This window comes from Nocardiopsis sp. NPDC058789 (genome assembly GCF_042745575.1).
Classification (GTDB): Bacteria; Actinomycetota; Actinomycetes; order Streptosporangiales; family Streptosporangiaceae; genus Nocardiopsis; species Nocardiopsis eucommiae.
The window spans coordinates 147,144-161,881 of sequence record NZ_JBHYOW010000002.1 but is presented as its reverse complement, the minus strand read 5'-3'; the positions used below and the strand labels follow the sequence as shown (position 1 = coordinate 161,881).

Annotated in this window: 16 protein-coding genes; 2 read left to right on the top strand and 14 right to left on the bottom strand. The window is 70.7% G+C overall.

The genetic code is table 11. The features are described from left to right. From amcB to ACFW3L_RS02895, 5 genes are all read right to left on the bottom strand, one after another. Complete coding sequence (amcB, locus tag ACFW3L_RS02915) at positions 1-1,101, bottom strand: cyclophane-forming radical SAM peptide maturase AmcB (RefSeq protein ID WP_378735673.1); 1,101 nt, start codon at positions 1,099-1,101, stop codon at positions 1-3. 138 nt (positions 1,102-1,239) lie between these two features. Further along, complete coding sequence (locus ACFW3L_RS02910; RefSeq protein WP_378735671.1) at positions 1,240-1,524, bottom strand: hypothetical protein; 285 nt, start codon at positions 1,522-1,524, stop codon at positions 1,240-1,242. A gap of 167 nt (positions 1,525-1,691) precedes the next feature. Further along, positions 1,692-2,243: an ATP-binding protein gene (locus ACFW3L_RS02905; protein WP_378735669.1), complete on the bottom strand. Its 552-nt coding sequence runs from the start codon at positions 2,241-2,243 to the stop codon at positions 1,692-1,694. A 98-nt stretch (positions 2,244-2,341) separates the two neighbouring features. Then, entirely contained in the window at positions 2,342-2,848 is a 507-nt protein-coding gene (locus ACFW3L_RS02900; RefSeq protein ID WP_378735667.1) for a hypothetical protein, read from the bottom strand. Beyond that, positions 2,848-3,405, bottom strand: coding sequence for an ATP-binding protein (locus ACFW3L_RS02895; RefSeq protein WP_378735665.1), 558 nt, complete (start codon positions 3,403-3,405; stop codon positions 2,848-2,850). Before ACFW3L_RS02895 ends, ACFW3L_RS02900 begins: the two co-directional genes overlap by 1 nt. 752 nt (positions 3,406-4,157) lie before the next feature. Between ACFW3L_RS02895 and ACFW3L_RS02890 the strand changes: the two genes are divergently transcribed. Further along, the gene (locus ACFW3L_RS02890; RefSeq protein ID WP_378735663.1) at positions 4,158-4,760 is read left to right on the top strand and encodes a GntR family transcriptional regulator; all 603 of its coding nucleotides are present in this window, start codon (positions 4,158-4,160) and stop codon (positions 4,758-4,760) included. A gap of 231 nt (positions 4,761-4,991) precedes the next feature. Here ACFW3L_RS02890 and ACFW3L_RS02885 read toward each other — a convergent pair whose 3' ends face one another. The 9 genes from ACFW3L_RS02885 to ACFW3L_RS02845 all read right to left on the bottom strand — a co-directional run bounded on the left by ACFW3L_RS02885 (position 4,992) and on the right by ACFW3L_RS02845 (position 13,259). Further along, positions 4,992-5,888 (bottom strand): DMT family transporter, encoded by an 897-nt coding sequence (locus tag ACFW3L_RS02885; protein WP_378735661.1) that lies wholly within the window; start codon positions 5,886-5,888, stop codon positions 4,992-4,994. Between the two features lie 43 nt (positions 5,889-5,931). Further along, positions 5,932-7,038: an ATP-binding cassette domain-containing protein gene (locus tag ACFW3L_RS02880; RefSeq protein WP_378735659.1), complete on the bottom strand. Its 1,107-nt coding sequence runs from the start codon at positions 7,036-7,038 to the stop codon at positions 5,932-5,934. A gap of 3 nt (positions 7,039-7,041) precedes the next feature. Further along, a complete protein-coding gene (locus ACFW3L_RS02875) occupies positions 7,042-7,908 on the bottom strand; it encodes an ABC transporter permease (protein WP_378735657.1) in 867 nt (288 codons plus the stop codon). Further along, entirely contained in the window at positions 7,901-8,707 is an 807-nt protein-coding gene (locus ACFW3L_RS02870; RefSeq protein WP_378735655.1) for an ABC transporter permease, read from the bottom strand. Before ACFW3L_RS02870 ends, ACFW3L_RS02875 begins: the two co-directional genes overlap by 8 nt. Before the next feature lie 205 nt (positions 8,708-8,912). Then, positions 8,913-9,770, bottom strand: a complete 858-nt coding sequence (locus ACFW3L_RS02865; protein ID WP_378735652.1) for an ABC transporter permease — start codon at positions 9,768-9,770, stop codon at positions 8,913-8,915. Further along, a complete protein-coding gene (locus tag ACFW3L_RS02860) occupies positions 9,763-10,563 on the bottom strand; it encodes an ABC transporter permease (protein ID WP_378735650.1) in 801 nt (266 codons plus the stop codon). Before ACFW3L_RS02860 ends, ACFW3L_RS02865 begins: the two co-directional genes overlap by 8 nt. A 172-nt stretch (positions 10,564-10,735) precedes the next feature. Next, complete coding sequence (locus ACFW3L_RS02855) at positions 10,736-11,491, bottom strand: SDR family oxidoreductase (RefSeq protein WP_378735648.1); 756 nt, start codon at positions 11,489-11,491, stop codon at positions 10,736-10,738. A 152-nt stretch (positions 11,492-11,643) separates the two neighbouring features. Continuing rightward, positions 11,644-12,252, bottom strand: a complete 609-nt coding sequence (locus ACFW3L_RS02850) for a DAK2 domain-containing protein (protein ID WP_378735646.1) — start codon at positions 12,250-12,252, stop codon at positions 11,644-11,646. An 11-nt stretch (positions 12,253-12,263) separates the two neighbouring features. After that, on the bottom strand, positions 12,264-13,259 hold the full coding sequence (locus ACFW3L_RS02845; protein WP_378735644.1) for a dihydroxyacetone kinase subunit DhaK: 996 nt from the start codon (positions 13,257-13,259) through the stop codon (positions 12,264-12,266). Between the two features lie 184 nt (positions 13,260-13,443). Between ACFW3L_RS02845 and ACFW3L_RS02840 the strand changes: the two genes are divergently transcribed. After that, entirely contained in the window at positions 13,444-14,661 is a 1,218-nt protein-coding gene (locus ACFW3L_RS02840) for a DUF418 domain-containing protein (protein ID WP_378735642.1), read from the top strand. Positions 14,662-14,738: the final 77 nt, after the last annotated feature.

Genomic DNA, 14,738 nt, shown 5'->3' with positions numbered 1-14,738 from the left:
TCACACTCCCATCTTCTCGCCCAGAGCGCGGACGAGTTCCTGTTTGGCGTTGCGGCAGTAGGTGGTTTCGGTGGTGGTGAAGCGGCCGGTTTCGAAGTACTTGTTGGAGGCCTGTCCGCCTTGGCAGAAGGTGAAGAACTCGCAGGTTCGGCGGCATTGGCGTATGCCGTCCAGGTGTTCGCCGACGTAGGCGGTGTTCGGTGCGCGGGTGAGGATAGTGGGCAGTTGCTCGTTCAGGACGTTGCCCAGGGCGAAGTCGTCGTAGTGGGCGTTCTTGACTCCGAGCAGTTCCGGGGAGAGCACGACCACGTCGCCGTTGGTGCCGATGGTGGGGATGAGGTCGAGCAGGGCGGTTTCCCACCGCTCCTTGTGTCCGGCTCTGACGTCGGCCAGGTAGCCCAGGAGTCGGTCAGCTTCGCGGACGCGGAGGGTGCTGCCGTTGTCGATGTGGTCGAACATCGTGCGCCAGAAGCGGCGGACGTGGGCGGGGTCGATGTCCTGGCGGGTGTCGTTGGCGCCTTCGAGTTCTTCGATGTTGAAGCCGACGCTCTTGGCTCCCAGGCCCTCGAAGAAGTCGAGCAGGGCGTGGGGGTGGGTGATGGTCTGTGCGGTCACGACACAGATGGCGGTGAAGTCGATCCCGCGGGCTCGGAGGTGGGAGATGCCGCGTTCCACGCGGGAGAAGGCGGGTCGGTTCGACCAGTCCACTCGGGACAGGTTGGCCGCCGCCGGGCCGTCGATGCTTACTCCGACCCGGAAGTCGTATTGGGTGAAGAAGTCGCACCAGGCGTCATCGATGAGGGTGGCGTTGGTCTGCGCGCAGTGACGGATCCGGCCTTCTCGGCGCAGGGGCTCGAACGCCTCCACGAGGTCGCGGAAGTGCTCGCGGCGTGTGGTCAGGGGTTCGCCTCCGTGCCAGACCACATCCACGACCTCGCTCATGTTCTGTGAGTCGATGCCGACGGCGAGGGCTCGGGCGACCTCGATCGGCATCTCGGTGCGGGTCTTTCGCTCGTGGACCGGCAGGTAGCAGTAGGAGCAGTTGAGGTTGCACAGCGTGGTGGGTTGCAGGATCACCGAGTGGAAGTGGGGGGCTAACACGGCACCCTCTCTCTAAGGAGGTCAAGCGGGAGGCCAAGGAGCGGCACTTGCTGTCGAAGGAGCAGAGACATCGGCGCAACGGTCTCGGACGTTGACGGGCGGAGCCCGACGCATGTCGGGCCCCGGTCTGTGGGTGGTTCAGGTCAGGAAGCTGATCTGGTGGGTGAGGTTCTGGCCCACGATGTCCAGAGAGTTGAGGCCCAGGTGCAGGGTGGAGCTGATGGCGGTGGCGGGCCATGCCCACCAGGGGCGGGGCGCCCTGTGACGGCCCCGGGGAAGAGCGGGTTCCGGTTCGGGTTCGGCGGGGGAAGCGGCCTCGGCGGCTTCTTGTGCGGCTTGTTCGCGGTGGTGGCGGGCCACCGTGACCCAGTGCGGGAGGGGACCGTTTTGCAGCATGTACGCCACTCGGGGGTTGTCGCCCATCTGACGCAGGAGACGTTCTTGTCGGTCCTGGTGGGTCTCGGTCCAGGCCGACGCCGATTCCAGGGCCGGGACTCCTGGCCGGAGTGAGCGTGTGTTGGTCCGGGGGAAGCGGTGGCCTCGGGGTGCAGTCAGGACCGACCGGATCTCCTCCCTGACCTGGGGCCGGTTCATCGGACACCACCACAGGTGACCCCACCAGAGACCAGGGTGGGGTGGGTGAATTCGGCCCAGATGACGGTGCCGAGCCCGGCGCAGAACGGGAAGTCCAGCACCGGCCGGAACCCCCACCGCGTAGCGAGGTGGTCGAGGATGAGCAGGCCGCGTCCGCGTTCGGCGCGCTCCCTCTGCTGGCGGGTGCGCCTACGCGGGACCTTCGGAACGGTGTCCGTGGTGGAGCTGGTGCGGGTACCGTCATCGATGATCGAGATCCGCACCGTTCCCGGCCGGGGCAGGTCCAGGGTGCGGACCACCCTGCCGTCGGGGTCCTGTCCGGAGCGGGAGTGTTCGCAGGCGTTGGCGAACATCTCGCTCAGACACAAGACCATGTCTTCCCGAGCCTCGACCGGCAGGCTGGTCATCCGGTCCAGGTCCACGGTGAGGTCGGTGCGGACCTGGCTGGTCTGGGAGAGGTGCCCGGGGTAGACGCGGCACTCCCACCGGGACTCGTTGGGTGGGCTGTTCGTGTGGTTGAGGGCAGGGGTGTGCGGCACAATGGCCATGTCGGCAATTCGCTTTCTTAAGCAGGGGTGGTTGTCGGCCTGCTCTGGGGGTGTTGCTGCACCCGCCAGAGCTTTTTTATGGAAGAGCTCGGGGCCTCTCAGGCAGCGGGCGGAGGTTCCGGATCACTCCGGTGAACACCGAGGTGGCGGTGGGCGAGCAGTCGGAGGAGTTCGGTGCGGTTGGGGGCGGTGATGCGCTCGTAGGGGTCGCCGTCGCCGGACCATCCGAGGGGACGCCGAGCCACGAAGGTCTCGCCAGGTGCCGTTCCCTCCACCGTCATCGACCAGTGCTTGTGCAGCAGAGCGCAGAGCACGTGCTCAGGGATCGGCAGCGACTCCTGCTTCGGGACTGTGCCCGCTACTGGCCTGTTGCCGGGTACCCGGGTGGGTGCGGGGTGGTCGTGGATGGCCTGGTCGATCAACCGGACCGCCAGTTCCCCATCGCTCTCCTCCCGCGCGATCCGCAGAGCCTCCAGGACCAAGGGGAGGCGGTTGCGCAGGGTGTGGTTGTGCCACACGTCCACCTGCGCCGGAGTCAGATGAGTCGGGGCGGTCAGGGCCTCCTCGGCCACCGCCAGCAGGTCCCGGGTGTCCACGTCCAACATCACTGCTCTCCCTCGATCCGGGACCACGGGTTATCGGTGAGGTCGTAGGAGAGGTGGAACCAGACCTGTCGGAACTTCGGGTTGCCGTTGTCTCCCCACCGATCCGCGAGGGCGTCGATGAGAGCGAGCCCTTTGCCCTTCGCGCTCCCCGACGCAATCTCCTGGGGAGTCGCGGCAGTGAGCGGGCCGGGGGCCATGGGGTGCCGGGTGCCCTGGTCCTGACAGGTCAACGTCATCCCCATCGCACCCCGGTCGACGGTCAGTGAGTAGGTCTGGCCGTGCTCACTCGACAGCGAGTGCGCGATGGCGTTGTTGGCCAGCTCCGAGCCGAGCAGCGTGAACAGGAACCGGTAGTCCTTGCTCCGTTCGGCTGCGCTGGTGTCCAGGAACGCGCGAACCAGGGGCATCAGGCTGGGGAGCCCGGCGAAGGCGTACTTGCGCTTACGGAACGGCGTGCCCACCGTGCGGGAGAAGTAGTGAGCGTGGAACGGCTTGATGAAGCTCGCCAACGGGACCATGGCCTCGCGGGCGGTCAGTTCGGGGGAGAACACGCTCACGTAGCCACCACCAGACGCCGCAGCCCGGACAGGACAGCACCCAGGACCTGCAAGGGGACGGAGTCGATCGGCCTCCTAGGCGCAGGGACCAACGGACCACGAGAGCAAGACGTGGTGCGCCGGGGAGGGTTAGCGGCGAAGGCCCGCACACGCGCGGCCTGCCTGGGACGACGGCGATGGAACGCCACGGACACGAGATGGCACACACATGCCAGCGCGGAGAGATTCAGGGAACGGGGCGCCACGGGCACACACCTCCGGTACGGACAGTGCCGGATAGGAAACCGACAGAGAAGGTCATCAGGATCGACACCGCGTGACCGTGACCGCCAAGCCAGATCACGCGGTGCCGCGCTTGGGCCTCACGTGCTCAGGCACACTGGTTGTGTGACCGCCGACCGCTCCACCGCCCACAAGCCGACGAAGCAGCGTCGACTTTATAGGGGCTAAACCCTCGCGTGTGACGACAGTAACCCCCTCTTTCGCTCAGCGCAATAGGGGGGCTAAAGTCCGCAGTGGAGCACCCGAGATGAGGATTTGCCATGGATGCACGGACATTGCATGAAATTGCCGCCATGCCCGACCCACTAGAGAGAGCTCGCGCGGCCTCCTCCGCCATGAGCAGCCTTCAAGGCCAGAGCGTTGAACTCTCCCGAATCCGTCGAGCTGCGATCATCGAGGCGCAGCAAGGCGGCATGCGACAGGAAGACATTGCTCGCCAGTTGGGAGTCTCGCCCGGACGGGTGTCCCAGATGAAGAAGGCAGGTGCCGACTCAGCGCACAAGGCGCCGACAGGACCCGTGGACCCACGCCCTCGAGTGTTGGTGCAGAGGGCGCTGCCGACTCCGCCGAGCACACGGGGGTCCAAGAGCCTCTACCTCACAGAGGCCCAACAGCAAGGTCTGACGCCAGAGCGGAAGATGCTGTTCGTCGGACAGGAACCCGCGAACGAGCATGTCGCCCTGGGTCTTCGGGTGGAGCCCGGTGCGCCCGTGATCGCGAGGCGGAAGATGTTCTGGGCCAACGAGGTTCCGGTCAGGATCTCAACGTCCTACTTCCGGGTGGACGTAGGCGAGAACACCCGACTGGATGGAGAAGGCTTCGTCCTGCCAACACTCCAAGCCGCCATCGAGGACTTGGGGCACGAGTTCGGGCATGCCTCGGAGACTCTGACGGCCCGGCCGCCCACACCCTACGAGGCCGACCTTCTCGACATCCCGGGTGAGTGGGTGGTGCAGGTTCTCCGCATCAGCTACTCGACCAAGGACGTGCCGATCCATGCGCTGGAGACGATCTGCGCCGCCACCCGACACACCTTCCCCATCGGCCAGGCAGTTGGCTCGGACCAGTTCTGACCGATACGAGAAACGGCCCCGACCCGAGTGGTCGGGGCCGCTCTACGTTCCTGGCGAGTTCCCGAGCGCACTGCGCCTCCCGGCTCTGAGGTGAAGCAAGGTCGCTTGTCCACAGCTACACACGGCGTGGCAGCGGGCGAGACCGGTGTATGAGTCAGTCAGCTCCCCGACCATGAGCACCCCTTTTCCCGGCTGCGAGCGGCAGGTTGCCGCCCTGCCGGTCCCCCGCCCCTACGTTCCCCGTGTCCCCGGTGGCACCGCCTCCACCTCTTCAGTGGAAGCCACCGTCAGCAACCGGATCCCGTGCGCGGCGACCAGCGCGCACCCGACGGCGACCACCCCGCCCAACCAACCGCCCGCGTAGGTCTCCCCCATGAGCGCCACCCCCACCACGGCGGCCGCGACCGGGTTGGCCAGCGTGGTGATGCCCAGCGGCGCCCCGAGATCCATCCCCTGGTACGCAGCCTGGGCGAGCAACAACCCGAACACGGCGATCACCGCCGTCGCCGGGCTCGACGGGTGCGTGAGCCCCGCCAGCACACCCTCACCAAAGGCCCCAACGGCGGTCTTCACCGTCGCCGCCGACACCCCGAACGCCACCCCGGCCGCACCCGCGAGCAGGTAACTCCGCCAGGCCCGCGACGGCACCCGACCCGCGACCCACGCGACCGCTCCAAGCAGGACCACCGCCCCGACCCCCACCAGCACCGAGTCCCCGTAGGACAGGACCCCGCCATGGTCCCCGGTGACCGTGACCGCCAGCAGCACCCCGAGCGCCACCATCGTGTACGCCGCGCCCCACCACTCCGCGCGGCTCACCCTCCGGTGGGCGAGCCGCGCCGACCACGGGATACCGAGCACCAGCACCAGCACACCGAGGGGCTGCACGACGGTCAACGGCGCGAAGCTCACCGCCGCCACCTGGAACCCGGCGCGACCACCGTTGAACACGAGGGAGATCCACCAGAGGGGGTGCCGGAGCAGCGCTCCGATCTGGTGTCCGCCGGTCAGCGGCTCGGGTACGCGCACGGCGAGTCTGCGCTGCGCGACAGCGGCGGCCGTGTACGCGCAACAGGACATCACTCCGAAGGCGACCCCGAGCCACAGGCCGTATGACAAAGGGGACATACGTACCATGATCCCGCAGCGCGACCCCCTGAGTACAGCGGGATCACACCCGACTTTCGTTGGGGGCGGCCCCTCGGTACAGGGCGGACACCACACCTTCGATGTCGGGCTCCCGCAGCGTCAGGTCGGCCACCTCGTGCCCCGCCGTGACCCGGGAGATCACCCGCGCCGGGTTGTCCGCGAGCTCCAGCCACTGGCGAGGCCCGTCCACTCGCACCGTGACCGCCCCCTCCACCTCGATCGCGGGCGCCGGAGCCGCCAGGTCGACCACCAGCACACGCGGCGTGGGCACCGTGGCGCGCAGCTCCGGCAGGCCCCCGTCGAAGGCCAACCGTCCCTTGTCGATCACGATCACCCGGTCGCACAACCGCTCCACGTCCCCGAGGTCGTGCGTGGTGATGAGGATGGTGGTACCCCGCTCCCGGTTGATCCGCAGCAGGAACTCCCGGATGGTCGACTTGCTGACCACGTCCAGGCCGATGGTCGGCTCGTCCAGCACCAACAGTGGCGGCGCGTGCAGCAGGGCCGCGGTGAGGTCCCCGCGCATCCGCTGCCCCAGGCTCAGCTGGCGGACCGGGGTGTCCAGGAAGGGCTCCAGCTCCAGGAGCCCGGTGAGTTCGGCCAGGCGCTCGGCGTGGACGTCGGCGGGAACCCGGTACAGGTGCCGGGTGAGGCTGAGGCTGTCGCGCAGGGGCAGGTCCCACCACAGCGTGGTGCGCTGCCCGAACACGACGCCGATGTCCCTCGCCAGCCGGGTGCGCTGGCGGGACGGGTCCCGCCCGACCACCCGGACGCTGCCCGAGGTGGGGGTGAGGATGCCGGTGAGCATCTTCATGGTGCTGGACTTCCCCGCCCCGTTGGGCCCCAGGTACCCGACGATCTCCCCCCTCCGCACGGAGAACGTCACGTCCCGGACCGCGCTCACGGTGCGCCGGGTCCGGCGCAGGAAGGGACCCTCGGAGACGACGAAGTCGCGGCCGAGGCCGGTGGCCTCGATGATCGGCTCGGTCTCGGCTCCGGACCCGCGGGGCAAGCTCGGCGCGGCGGTCTCGTCGTGGGTCCCGACGGTCCCTGTGTCCTCCTGGGCCCCAGTGGCCGCGACGGTCTCGACGGCCACGGTGGTGGGTTCCTCTGTTCCTTCTGCGGTCATCGGTCAACTCCCGGTGGATCGGTAGTGGCGGAGCCCGAAACGCCACAGCAGCGCGGCTCCGGTGCAGGCGAGTACGGCGATGACCGGGCCCGCGTGGCGCAGGGCCTCCGGCATGCCGAGGGGGTCGGGTCGGTCGAGCACGAGCAGGGCGGGCTGCCAGCTGATGAAGGCGAGCGGCACCACGTACGTCACCGAGCGGACGATCTCCCGCCCGTAGATCGCCAGCGGATACTCGCTGAGCGCCTGCCCGCCGTAGGTGAGCGAGTTGGCCGCCTCGCGGGCGTTCGCGACGAAGAACTGGAGGCAGGCCGTGGCCACCCAGATCGCGCCGCAGATCAGCACCCCGGAGAGCATCATCACCGGCAGCAGGAGCACCCTGCCGGGCGTCCACTCCACGTCGATGTTGGCCAGCGCGATCCCCAGCACCACGAGGGCGGGGACGACCTTGCCGAGGCGGCGCGGGGAGAACTCGTCCGCCGCCAGCTGGACCAGCGGGGACACCGGGCGGACCAGCATGGCGTCGAAGGAACCGGCCCGGATGTGCGAGCCGAGGCGTTCGACGGCCCCCATGAACATGTCAGCGATACCGAAGGCGCTCGCGGCCAGCCCGAACACCATCAGCCCCTCGTACACCGTGAACCCGGCCAGCGTTCCGGCGTGCCCGAACACGATCACCACCGCCCCGACCTGGGCGAGCACGCTCACCGTGACGGCGAGCGACATCAGGAGGAGGGAGGCCGGGTACTGGGCGAAGGCGCGCACCCAGATCCAGGCCAGCCGGTGGTAGTCCTGGACCGGCCGGAGGACGGCCCCGGCGGCGTGGACCAGCGGGTTCCCGGTCGCACGGACCCGGGTCGGTGTCTCAACCACCCTGGATCACCACCCTGCGCGTGGCCCGGCCGGTCAGCCAGGCGGCGAACACGAGCAGAGCGACCGCCCACCCCGCCTGCAACGCCAACCCGCCGAACGCGCCGCCGCCCGGCAACGAGTCCTTGCCGAGCAGGATCTCCGCCGGGATCTGCACCATCGACGCCCACGGGAGATACCGCAGCACGTCCGCGAGCGCGGGCGGGAACAGGGCCAGCGGGAGCAGCATCCCGGCGGCCACCGGAGCGACGAGGCCGCTCGCCGTCCACAGCCCCCGGGAGTCCAGCAGCCAGAAGCCGCTCAACGAGCACAGGTAGCGCAGCGCGAACCCGATCACGGTGGCCAGGACCGCGGAGAGCAGGACCGCCACGACCTGGACCGGGCTGCCCGGCAGGACCACGTCGAAGAGGAGGAGGCCGACGCAGAAGGTCGGTACGCCACGGAAGAGGAACGTGAACGTGGCCCGGCCGAGGTCCTCCGCCATCCACCAGCCCAGGAGGGAGACCGGGCGGAGCAGGTCGGTGGCGACCTCGCCGCCGCGCACGCGCTCCGCGAGGTCGAGGGAGGGCGCGGTGTTGACGATCATCGTGACGGCGATCAGCGCCTGCCCGACGAACACCTGGGTCACGGCGTCACTCGCGTCGTAGCCGTTGATCTCGGGACGGGCGGCGAACACGGCCAGGAGCACCATGGCGTTGATCGCGCCGAAGACCGCGTTGGTGAGGGCACCGGCGACGAGCGCGGCGCGGTAGGTCGAGTGGCGGCGCAGCCCTCGGGCGTACACCGCTGCGTGGACCCGCAAGGGGGCACACTCCTTTCGGTCGGTAGGGGGTGGGGGAGCCAGGGTCGGGGCACGGGAGCACGGGATCGGAGACGGGGTCGGGGGCGCGGTCAGGGCTGGCGGGATCGTGAGGGCTCAGGGTCGTCGGGAGGGCTCAGGCCGGGTCGGGGGCGGGCGGTCCGGGGTGCCCCGGCCCGCCGGGGCAGGTGTCGGAACGGGCGCGGGGTCAGCTGCCGGTGGAGCGGTACCGGCGCAGGCCGAACCGCCACACCTGGGCCGCCACCAGTGCGAGGGCGACGGCCACGACGGGTCCGAGGAAGCGCAGGAACCCGGGCAGGCCCGTCGGGTCGGGCCGGTCCAGCAGGTGGAGCGCGGGCTGCCAGCTCACGAAGGCGAGCGGCACCACGTAGGTCACCGACCGCACCAGACCGCGCCCGTAGATCGCGATCGGGTACTCCGTGAGCGCCTGCCCGCCGTAGGTGACCGACTTGGCCGCCTCCCGGGCGTCGGTCGCGAAGAACTGGAGACAACCCGCGATCAGCCACACCGAGGTGCAGATGACCACGCCCGAGGCCAGCAGCACCGGGAGCATGAGGACCCGTTCGAGGGTCCAGTCGATGTCGCACATGACCAGCGCCACCACCAGCACGACCAGGGCCGGGACGATCCGGCCGAAGCGGCGGGGCGAGAACTGGTCGGCGGCCAGCTGGACCAGCGGCGACACCGGCCGCACCAGCATGGTGTCGAAGCTGCCCGTGCGGATGTGCTCCCCAAGACGGTCCACCGAGCCCGTGAGCAGCTGGGCGGCGCCGAAGGAGAACGCGGCCAGCGCGTAGACCAGCAGGCCCTCGTACACCGTGAACCCGGCCAGCGTCCCCGCGTGCGCGAACACCACCACGACGGCACCCATCTCCGCCAGCGAGGCGAGCGTGACCCCGAAGGTGAACAGGGACAGCGCCATCGGGTACTGCGCGACCGCGCGGGTCCAGGTCCAGGCCAGGCGGGCGTACGTGCGCGGTTCCCGGGCGAGGTCGTGGAGCGGGGCGGGCAGGCCCCGCCTCCTCGCGGAGAGCGTGTCAGCCACCCTGGACCACCACCCTGCGCGTGGCCCGGCCGGTCAGCCAGGCGGCCAGGGAGAGCAGCGCCACCGCCCACCCCGCCTGCAACGCCAACCCGCCGAGCACGCCCCCGCCCGGCAGCGAGTCCTTGCCGAGGAAGACCTCCGCGGGGATCTGCACCATCGACGCCCACGGCAGGTACCGCAGCACGTCGGCGACGCCGGTGGGGAAGAGCGTGAGCGGGAGCAGCATCCCGGCGAGGACCGGCCCGGCCGGGCCCATCACGGCCCACACACCCCGGGTGTCCATGAGCCAGAACCCCACCACCGAGTACAGGTAGCGCAACGCGAAGCCCACCACGACGGCCAGCACGAACGAGAGCAGGGTGAGGAGCCAGCGGACGGGGTCACCGGGCAGGGCCAGGGTGAACAGCAGGGCGCCGACCGCGAAGGTGGGGGCGCTGCGGAAGGCGAGGTCGAAGGTGGCCCGGCCCATGTCCTGGGCCAGGGTCCAGCCGAGCAGCGGCACGGGGCGGAGCAGGTCGACGCCGACCGCGCCCGTGCGGATGCGCTCGCTGAGGTCGAGCGCGGGCCCCATGATGGCGAGCGGCGCCAGCAGCGCCTGGGCCACGAAGACCTGGGTGACGGCGTCGGTGGCGTCGTAGCCGTTGATCTCGGGGCGGGCGGCGAACAGCGCGAGCAGCACCATGGCGTTGATCGCGCCGAAGACCGCGTTGGTGAACACCCCGGCGACGGTGGCCGCGCGGTAGGTGGAGTAGCGGCGCAGCCCCAGGGCGTACACCGCGCAGTGGACACGCACGGGCGTGGCTCCCTGGCAGTCGGAGAACGTGCAGAAACGTCCGCTCTCCACGCCCTCGACGGGCGGGGAGACACGGGTTCGGCACGTCCCTGGGCCGGGAGGCCAGGTCCGGGTCGCCGCGAAGGAGCGACGTTAGCACGGTGTCCGGCGGGCCGCCACGCCTTCGCGGAACTCAGCCGCGACCGGCGAGGGGCATCTCCCGGGCCATCACGGTGACGGTCGGCACGCTGACGTCCAGGGGCAGGGAGACGATGTGCGCGATGGTGTCGGCCACGTGCGTGACGTCGATGGTGGGTTCCGGACGGACCGAACCGTCGGCCTGCAACGCGTTGGCGCCGAAACCGGTGGTCATCGCGGTGGCGGCGTTGCCGACGTCGATCTGGGTGCAGGCGATCCCGTGACCCCGCAGGTCCAGGTTGAGGGAGGCGGTGAGGCCGCTGATCGCATGCTTGCTGACGGTGTAGGCCACGCTCGACGGCCGGGGGACGTGCGCGGAGATCGAGCCGTTGTTGATGATCCGCCCGCCGCCGGGGGTCTGCTCCTTCATCATCCGCGCGGCCTCGCGGGCGCAGTTCAGCGAACCCGTGACGTTGGTGTCCAGGACCTCGCGCCAGGCGTCGTCCTCGATCTCGTCCACCGACGCGGCGGGGCCGAACACCCCGGCGTTGTTGAAGAGGACGTCGACGCGGCCGAAGCGTTCCCGGACCGTCCCGAAGAGCGCCGCGACCGACTCCGAGGAGGTCACGTCCGCCTCGACCACCACCGCTCCGGGGCGCTCCCCCGCCGTCTCCTCCAGGGTCTCCCGGCGCCGCCCGGCGAGCACCACGGAGTGGCCGTCGCCGAGCAGTCTCCGGGCCGTCTCCCGGCCGATCCCCGCGCCCGCCCCGGTGATCACGATGACCTTGTGGTCGTTGACAGCAGCACCCACGGTCGGCTCCCTCGTTCGGTTCGGCGGCCCGCCGTGGCGCCGCCAGCTGGAGACTACCGACACGGGACCCGTCGGGTTGTCCACAGCCTGTGGACAACCCGACGACACCCCCCGCCCCGGCCCGGGACCCGGGCCCCGGGCAGAGGACCGGGTCAGATCCCGTCCGCCGCCTCGAAGAACCAGGCGATCGAGACGGCCCCGGGGTCGAGAACCTCCCGGGCCCGTTCCCCCAGGTAGCTGGCCCGTCCCCGGTGGGCGACCATTCCGCTGGTGGACTCGGCCCCGGCCCGGGCGGCCACGGCCGCCTCGCGCAGGGCCTCCCGCCAGTGCGGCGACCCCGTCGTGGCGAGCGCGTGCGTCGCGGGGACCATCGCGTCGACCATGGTCTTGTGGCCCACCTCCGCCTTACCCAGCCGCCGGACGGCACCGGTGGCGGTCTCGAAGGCCCCGGCCAGGTCGGGGACGGTCCAGGAAGCGGAGGGCCCCGCACCGAGGCGACCGAACCACAGGCCGAAGAGCGGACCGCTGGTGCCGCCGGAGGCCAGGAACGTGTCCGAGACGGACTGGAAGACCGCCGCCGGATCGTCGCCGTCCAGGTTGGCCCGGGCCCGCTTCAGCGCGGAGCCGATGTTCCAGCCGAAGTCGCCGTCCCCCGCCTGCCGGTCGAGCTCGGTGAGCTCGTCGGCGTCGGCCACCACCCGGTCCGCGAAGGCCAGCAGCCAGGCCCTGGCGTCCGCACCGGTGAGTTCGTTGTCGGACATGGTCGTTCCTCTCACCAGGCCAGTGCGGGGGTCCGCACCGGCGCGTCCCAGAGCTTCACCAGGTCGTCGGTCAGCGCGGTGAGCGTGATCGACAACCCCTTCATGTCCAGCGAAGTGACGTACGGCCCCACCAGCGACCGCGCGAGGGTCACGCCCCTGCCGTCGAGGACCCTGCGGGTCTCCCGGGCCGCCACCCCGAGCTCCAGGCCGTGGGTGGCGCCGAGCCCGTTGACGATCGCCAGGACCCGGTCCCCCCGCCTGATGCCCACGGACGCGACGAGCGGGTCGACCAGGCTCTCCACCAGGGCGGCGGCCTCGGTGGCGGCCCGGGTCTCGATCCCGCGTTCGCCGTGGATGCCCACGCCGAACTCCATCCGGCCCGGCTCCAGCTCGAAGGAGCGCTTCCCGGTCATCGGGTTGGTGCAGGCCTCGAAGGCCACGCTGAGCGTGGCGGACCGGGCCACCACGTCCTGGCCGAGCGCCCGCACCTCGGAGAGGGGCGCACCGGCCTCGGCCGCCGCACCGCAGACCTTCTCCACCGCCACCACCGCGGCGGTGCCCCGGCGCCCGGGACCGCCGTCGTCCTCCTTCTGGGTGGCGAGGTCGTCGTCGACCAGCACCTGCTCGACCCGGTGGGTCTCGGCCAGGAGCTCGGCGGCGATCGAGAAGTTGAGGACGTCGCCCGTGTAGTTCTTGACGACCATCACCGTGCCCTCCCCGGCGTCCACCGCCCGGAGGGCCGCGCGCACCTGGAGCGCGGTGGGGCTGGCGAAGACGTCGCCGGGCACGGCGGCGTCGAGCATCCCGGTGCCCACGAACCCGGTGTGCAGCGGTTCGTGGCCCGATCCCCCTCCGGACAACAGCGCGACCTTGCCCGTGGCGGGTGTGCGCCGGGTGACGAAGAGGGGGTCGGTATGGACCTCGACCAGCCCGCCGTGGGCCTCGACCAGCCCCTCCAACGCCTGTGGCACCAGGGTCTCGCGTTCGTTCATGAAGAACCGGCTCATGCCGCCTCCTGGTTCGGGAATCCCTCGGCCGGGGACCGCGCCGCGCGGGGCGCCGCCTCCCACCTCCTGCCTACCCAGTTCTGGCCGATCGGCTGGCCGGTCGGCCGATGCCCCGCACCGACCGGCTGGCGAAGACTGCGACCAGACTCCCAGGCGTGCCACGAAAAAGAGGGGACCCATCGACATGTCGGCAACTACAGGGGTCGGGCCACCCACCCGAGCCCCACGCAAGCTGGCGCCCGACCTCGCGCGCGGCGCCATGCTCATGCTCATCGCGATGGCGTACGCGGGGGTGTACGTCGGGGGCGGGTTCGGCACGGACGTCGCGGGCGACCCGTTCCGGGACCGTGCGGCGTCACTGTTCACCACGCTCTTCCTGGACAACCGGGCCTTCCCGATGTTCGCGATCCTCTTCGGCTACGGGATGGCCTGGATGGTCTCGCGTCAGCTCGCCAGGGGCACGTCCGAGCGGGAGGTCCGGCGCCTGCTGCGGCGGCGCGGCGGCTTCCTGCTGCTGTTCGGCTTCGTCCACGCCTTCCTGGTCTTCCCCGGCGAGATCCTCACCTCGTACGGCCTGGCGGCGCTGGTCACCGGCTGGCTGCTGTTCCGCTCCAACAGGGCGATCGTGCGCGCGGCCGTGGTGTTCGCCGTGTTCTACGTGGTCACGGTGCCGCTCGCCATGGTCGGCATGGCCGTGGCGGGCGGGTCGGACGCCGCCGACGAGTACGGGCTCGTCCCCGGCTACCTCACCGCGGGGGACTGGATCGAACGCCTGGTCTTCCTGCCGTTCGGTCCGCTGTTCATCGCCTTCGCCTACCCCCTGCTGATCCTGGTGGTGCTCGGCTACCGGGCCGGTCGGGCCGGCCTGCTGGACGACCCCGCCGCACACCGGGGCTTCCTCACCCGGGTGGCGGTCGTGGGCACCTCGCTGTCGGTGCTGGGCGCGCTGCCCGTCGCGCTGACCGTGCAGGGGCTGCTCTCCCCGGGGGCGCTCACCGAGGGCCTGGCCATGGGCCTCCAGGTACTCAGCGGCGTGCTCGGCGGCGCCGGGTACGCGGCGCTGTTCGCCCTGTGGGGCATCCGTCTGGAACGCCGGAGCTCCCCGCTGGCCAGGGCCGTCGCCGCGATGGGTCAGCGCTCGCTGACCTTCTACATCCTGAACTCCGTGCTGGTCGCGGTGGTCCTCCACCCGGACCTGCTCGGTCTGGGCACCCGGGTGGGCGGCTTCGGCGCGCTGCTGGTGGCGGCGCTGGCCTGGTCGGTCAGCCTGGTGCTGGCGGCCTGGCTGGAGGTCCGGAACCGGCCGGGTCCGCTCGACCAGCTGATGCGCCGCTGCGTCCACGGCGGGCGGAGGGCCCGCGGACCCGCCGCCGCGGAGGAGCCCGCCCGAGGCGACGGCTGAGGTCGGACGGGGGTGGGGGCCGTGCCGGGTCCTCCCCAGTGACCCGGGGCCCGCGCCACCCCCGTCGCTCAGCCTGA

Bases quoted from the DNA above. Each gene is read 5' to 3' on its own strand.
- ACFW3L_RS02910 (WP_378735671.1), bottom strand. From the start codon at position 1,524: ATGGGCGACAACCCCCGAGTGGCGTACATGCTGCAAAACGGTCCCCTC.
- ACFW3L_RS02905 (WP_378735669.1), bottom strand. From the start codon at position 2,243: ATGGCCATTGTGCCGCACACCCCTGCCCTCAACCACACGAACAGCCCA.
- ACFW3L_RS02900 (WP_378735667.1), bottom strand. From the start codon at position 2,848: ATGTTGGACGTGGACACCCGGGACCTGCTGGCGGTGGCCGAGGAGGCC.
- ACFW3L_RS02890 (WP_378735663.1), top strand. From the start codon at position 4,158: ATGAAGAAGGCAGGTGCCGACTCAGCGCACAAGGCGCCGACAGGACCC.
- ACFW3L_RS02885 (WP_378735661.1), bottom strand. From the start codon at position 5,888: ATGTCCCCTTTGTCATACGGCCTGTGGCTCGGGGTCGCCTTCGGAGTG.
- ACFW3L_RS02880 (WP_378735659.1), bottom strand. From the start codon at position 7,038: ATGACCGCAGAAGGAACAGAGGAACCCACCACCGTGGCCGTCGAGACC.
- ACFW3L_RS02850 (WP_378735646.1), bottom strand. From the start codon at position 12,252: ATGTCCGACAACGAACTCACCGGTGCGGACGCCAGGGCCTGGCTGCTG.
- ACFW3L_RS02845 (WP_378735644.1), bottom strand. From the start codon at position 13,259: ATGAGCCGGTTCTTCATGAACGAACGCGAGACCCTGGTGCCACAGGCG.
- ACFW3L_RS02840 (WP_378735642.1), top strand. From the start codon at position 13,444: ATGTCGGCAACTACAGGGGTCGGGCCACCCACCCGAGCCCCACGCAAG.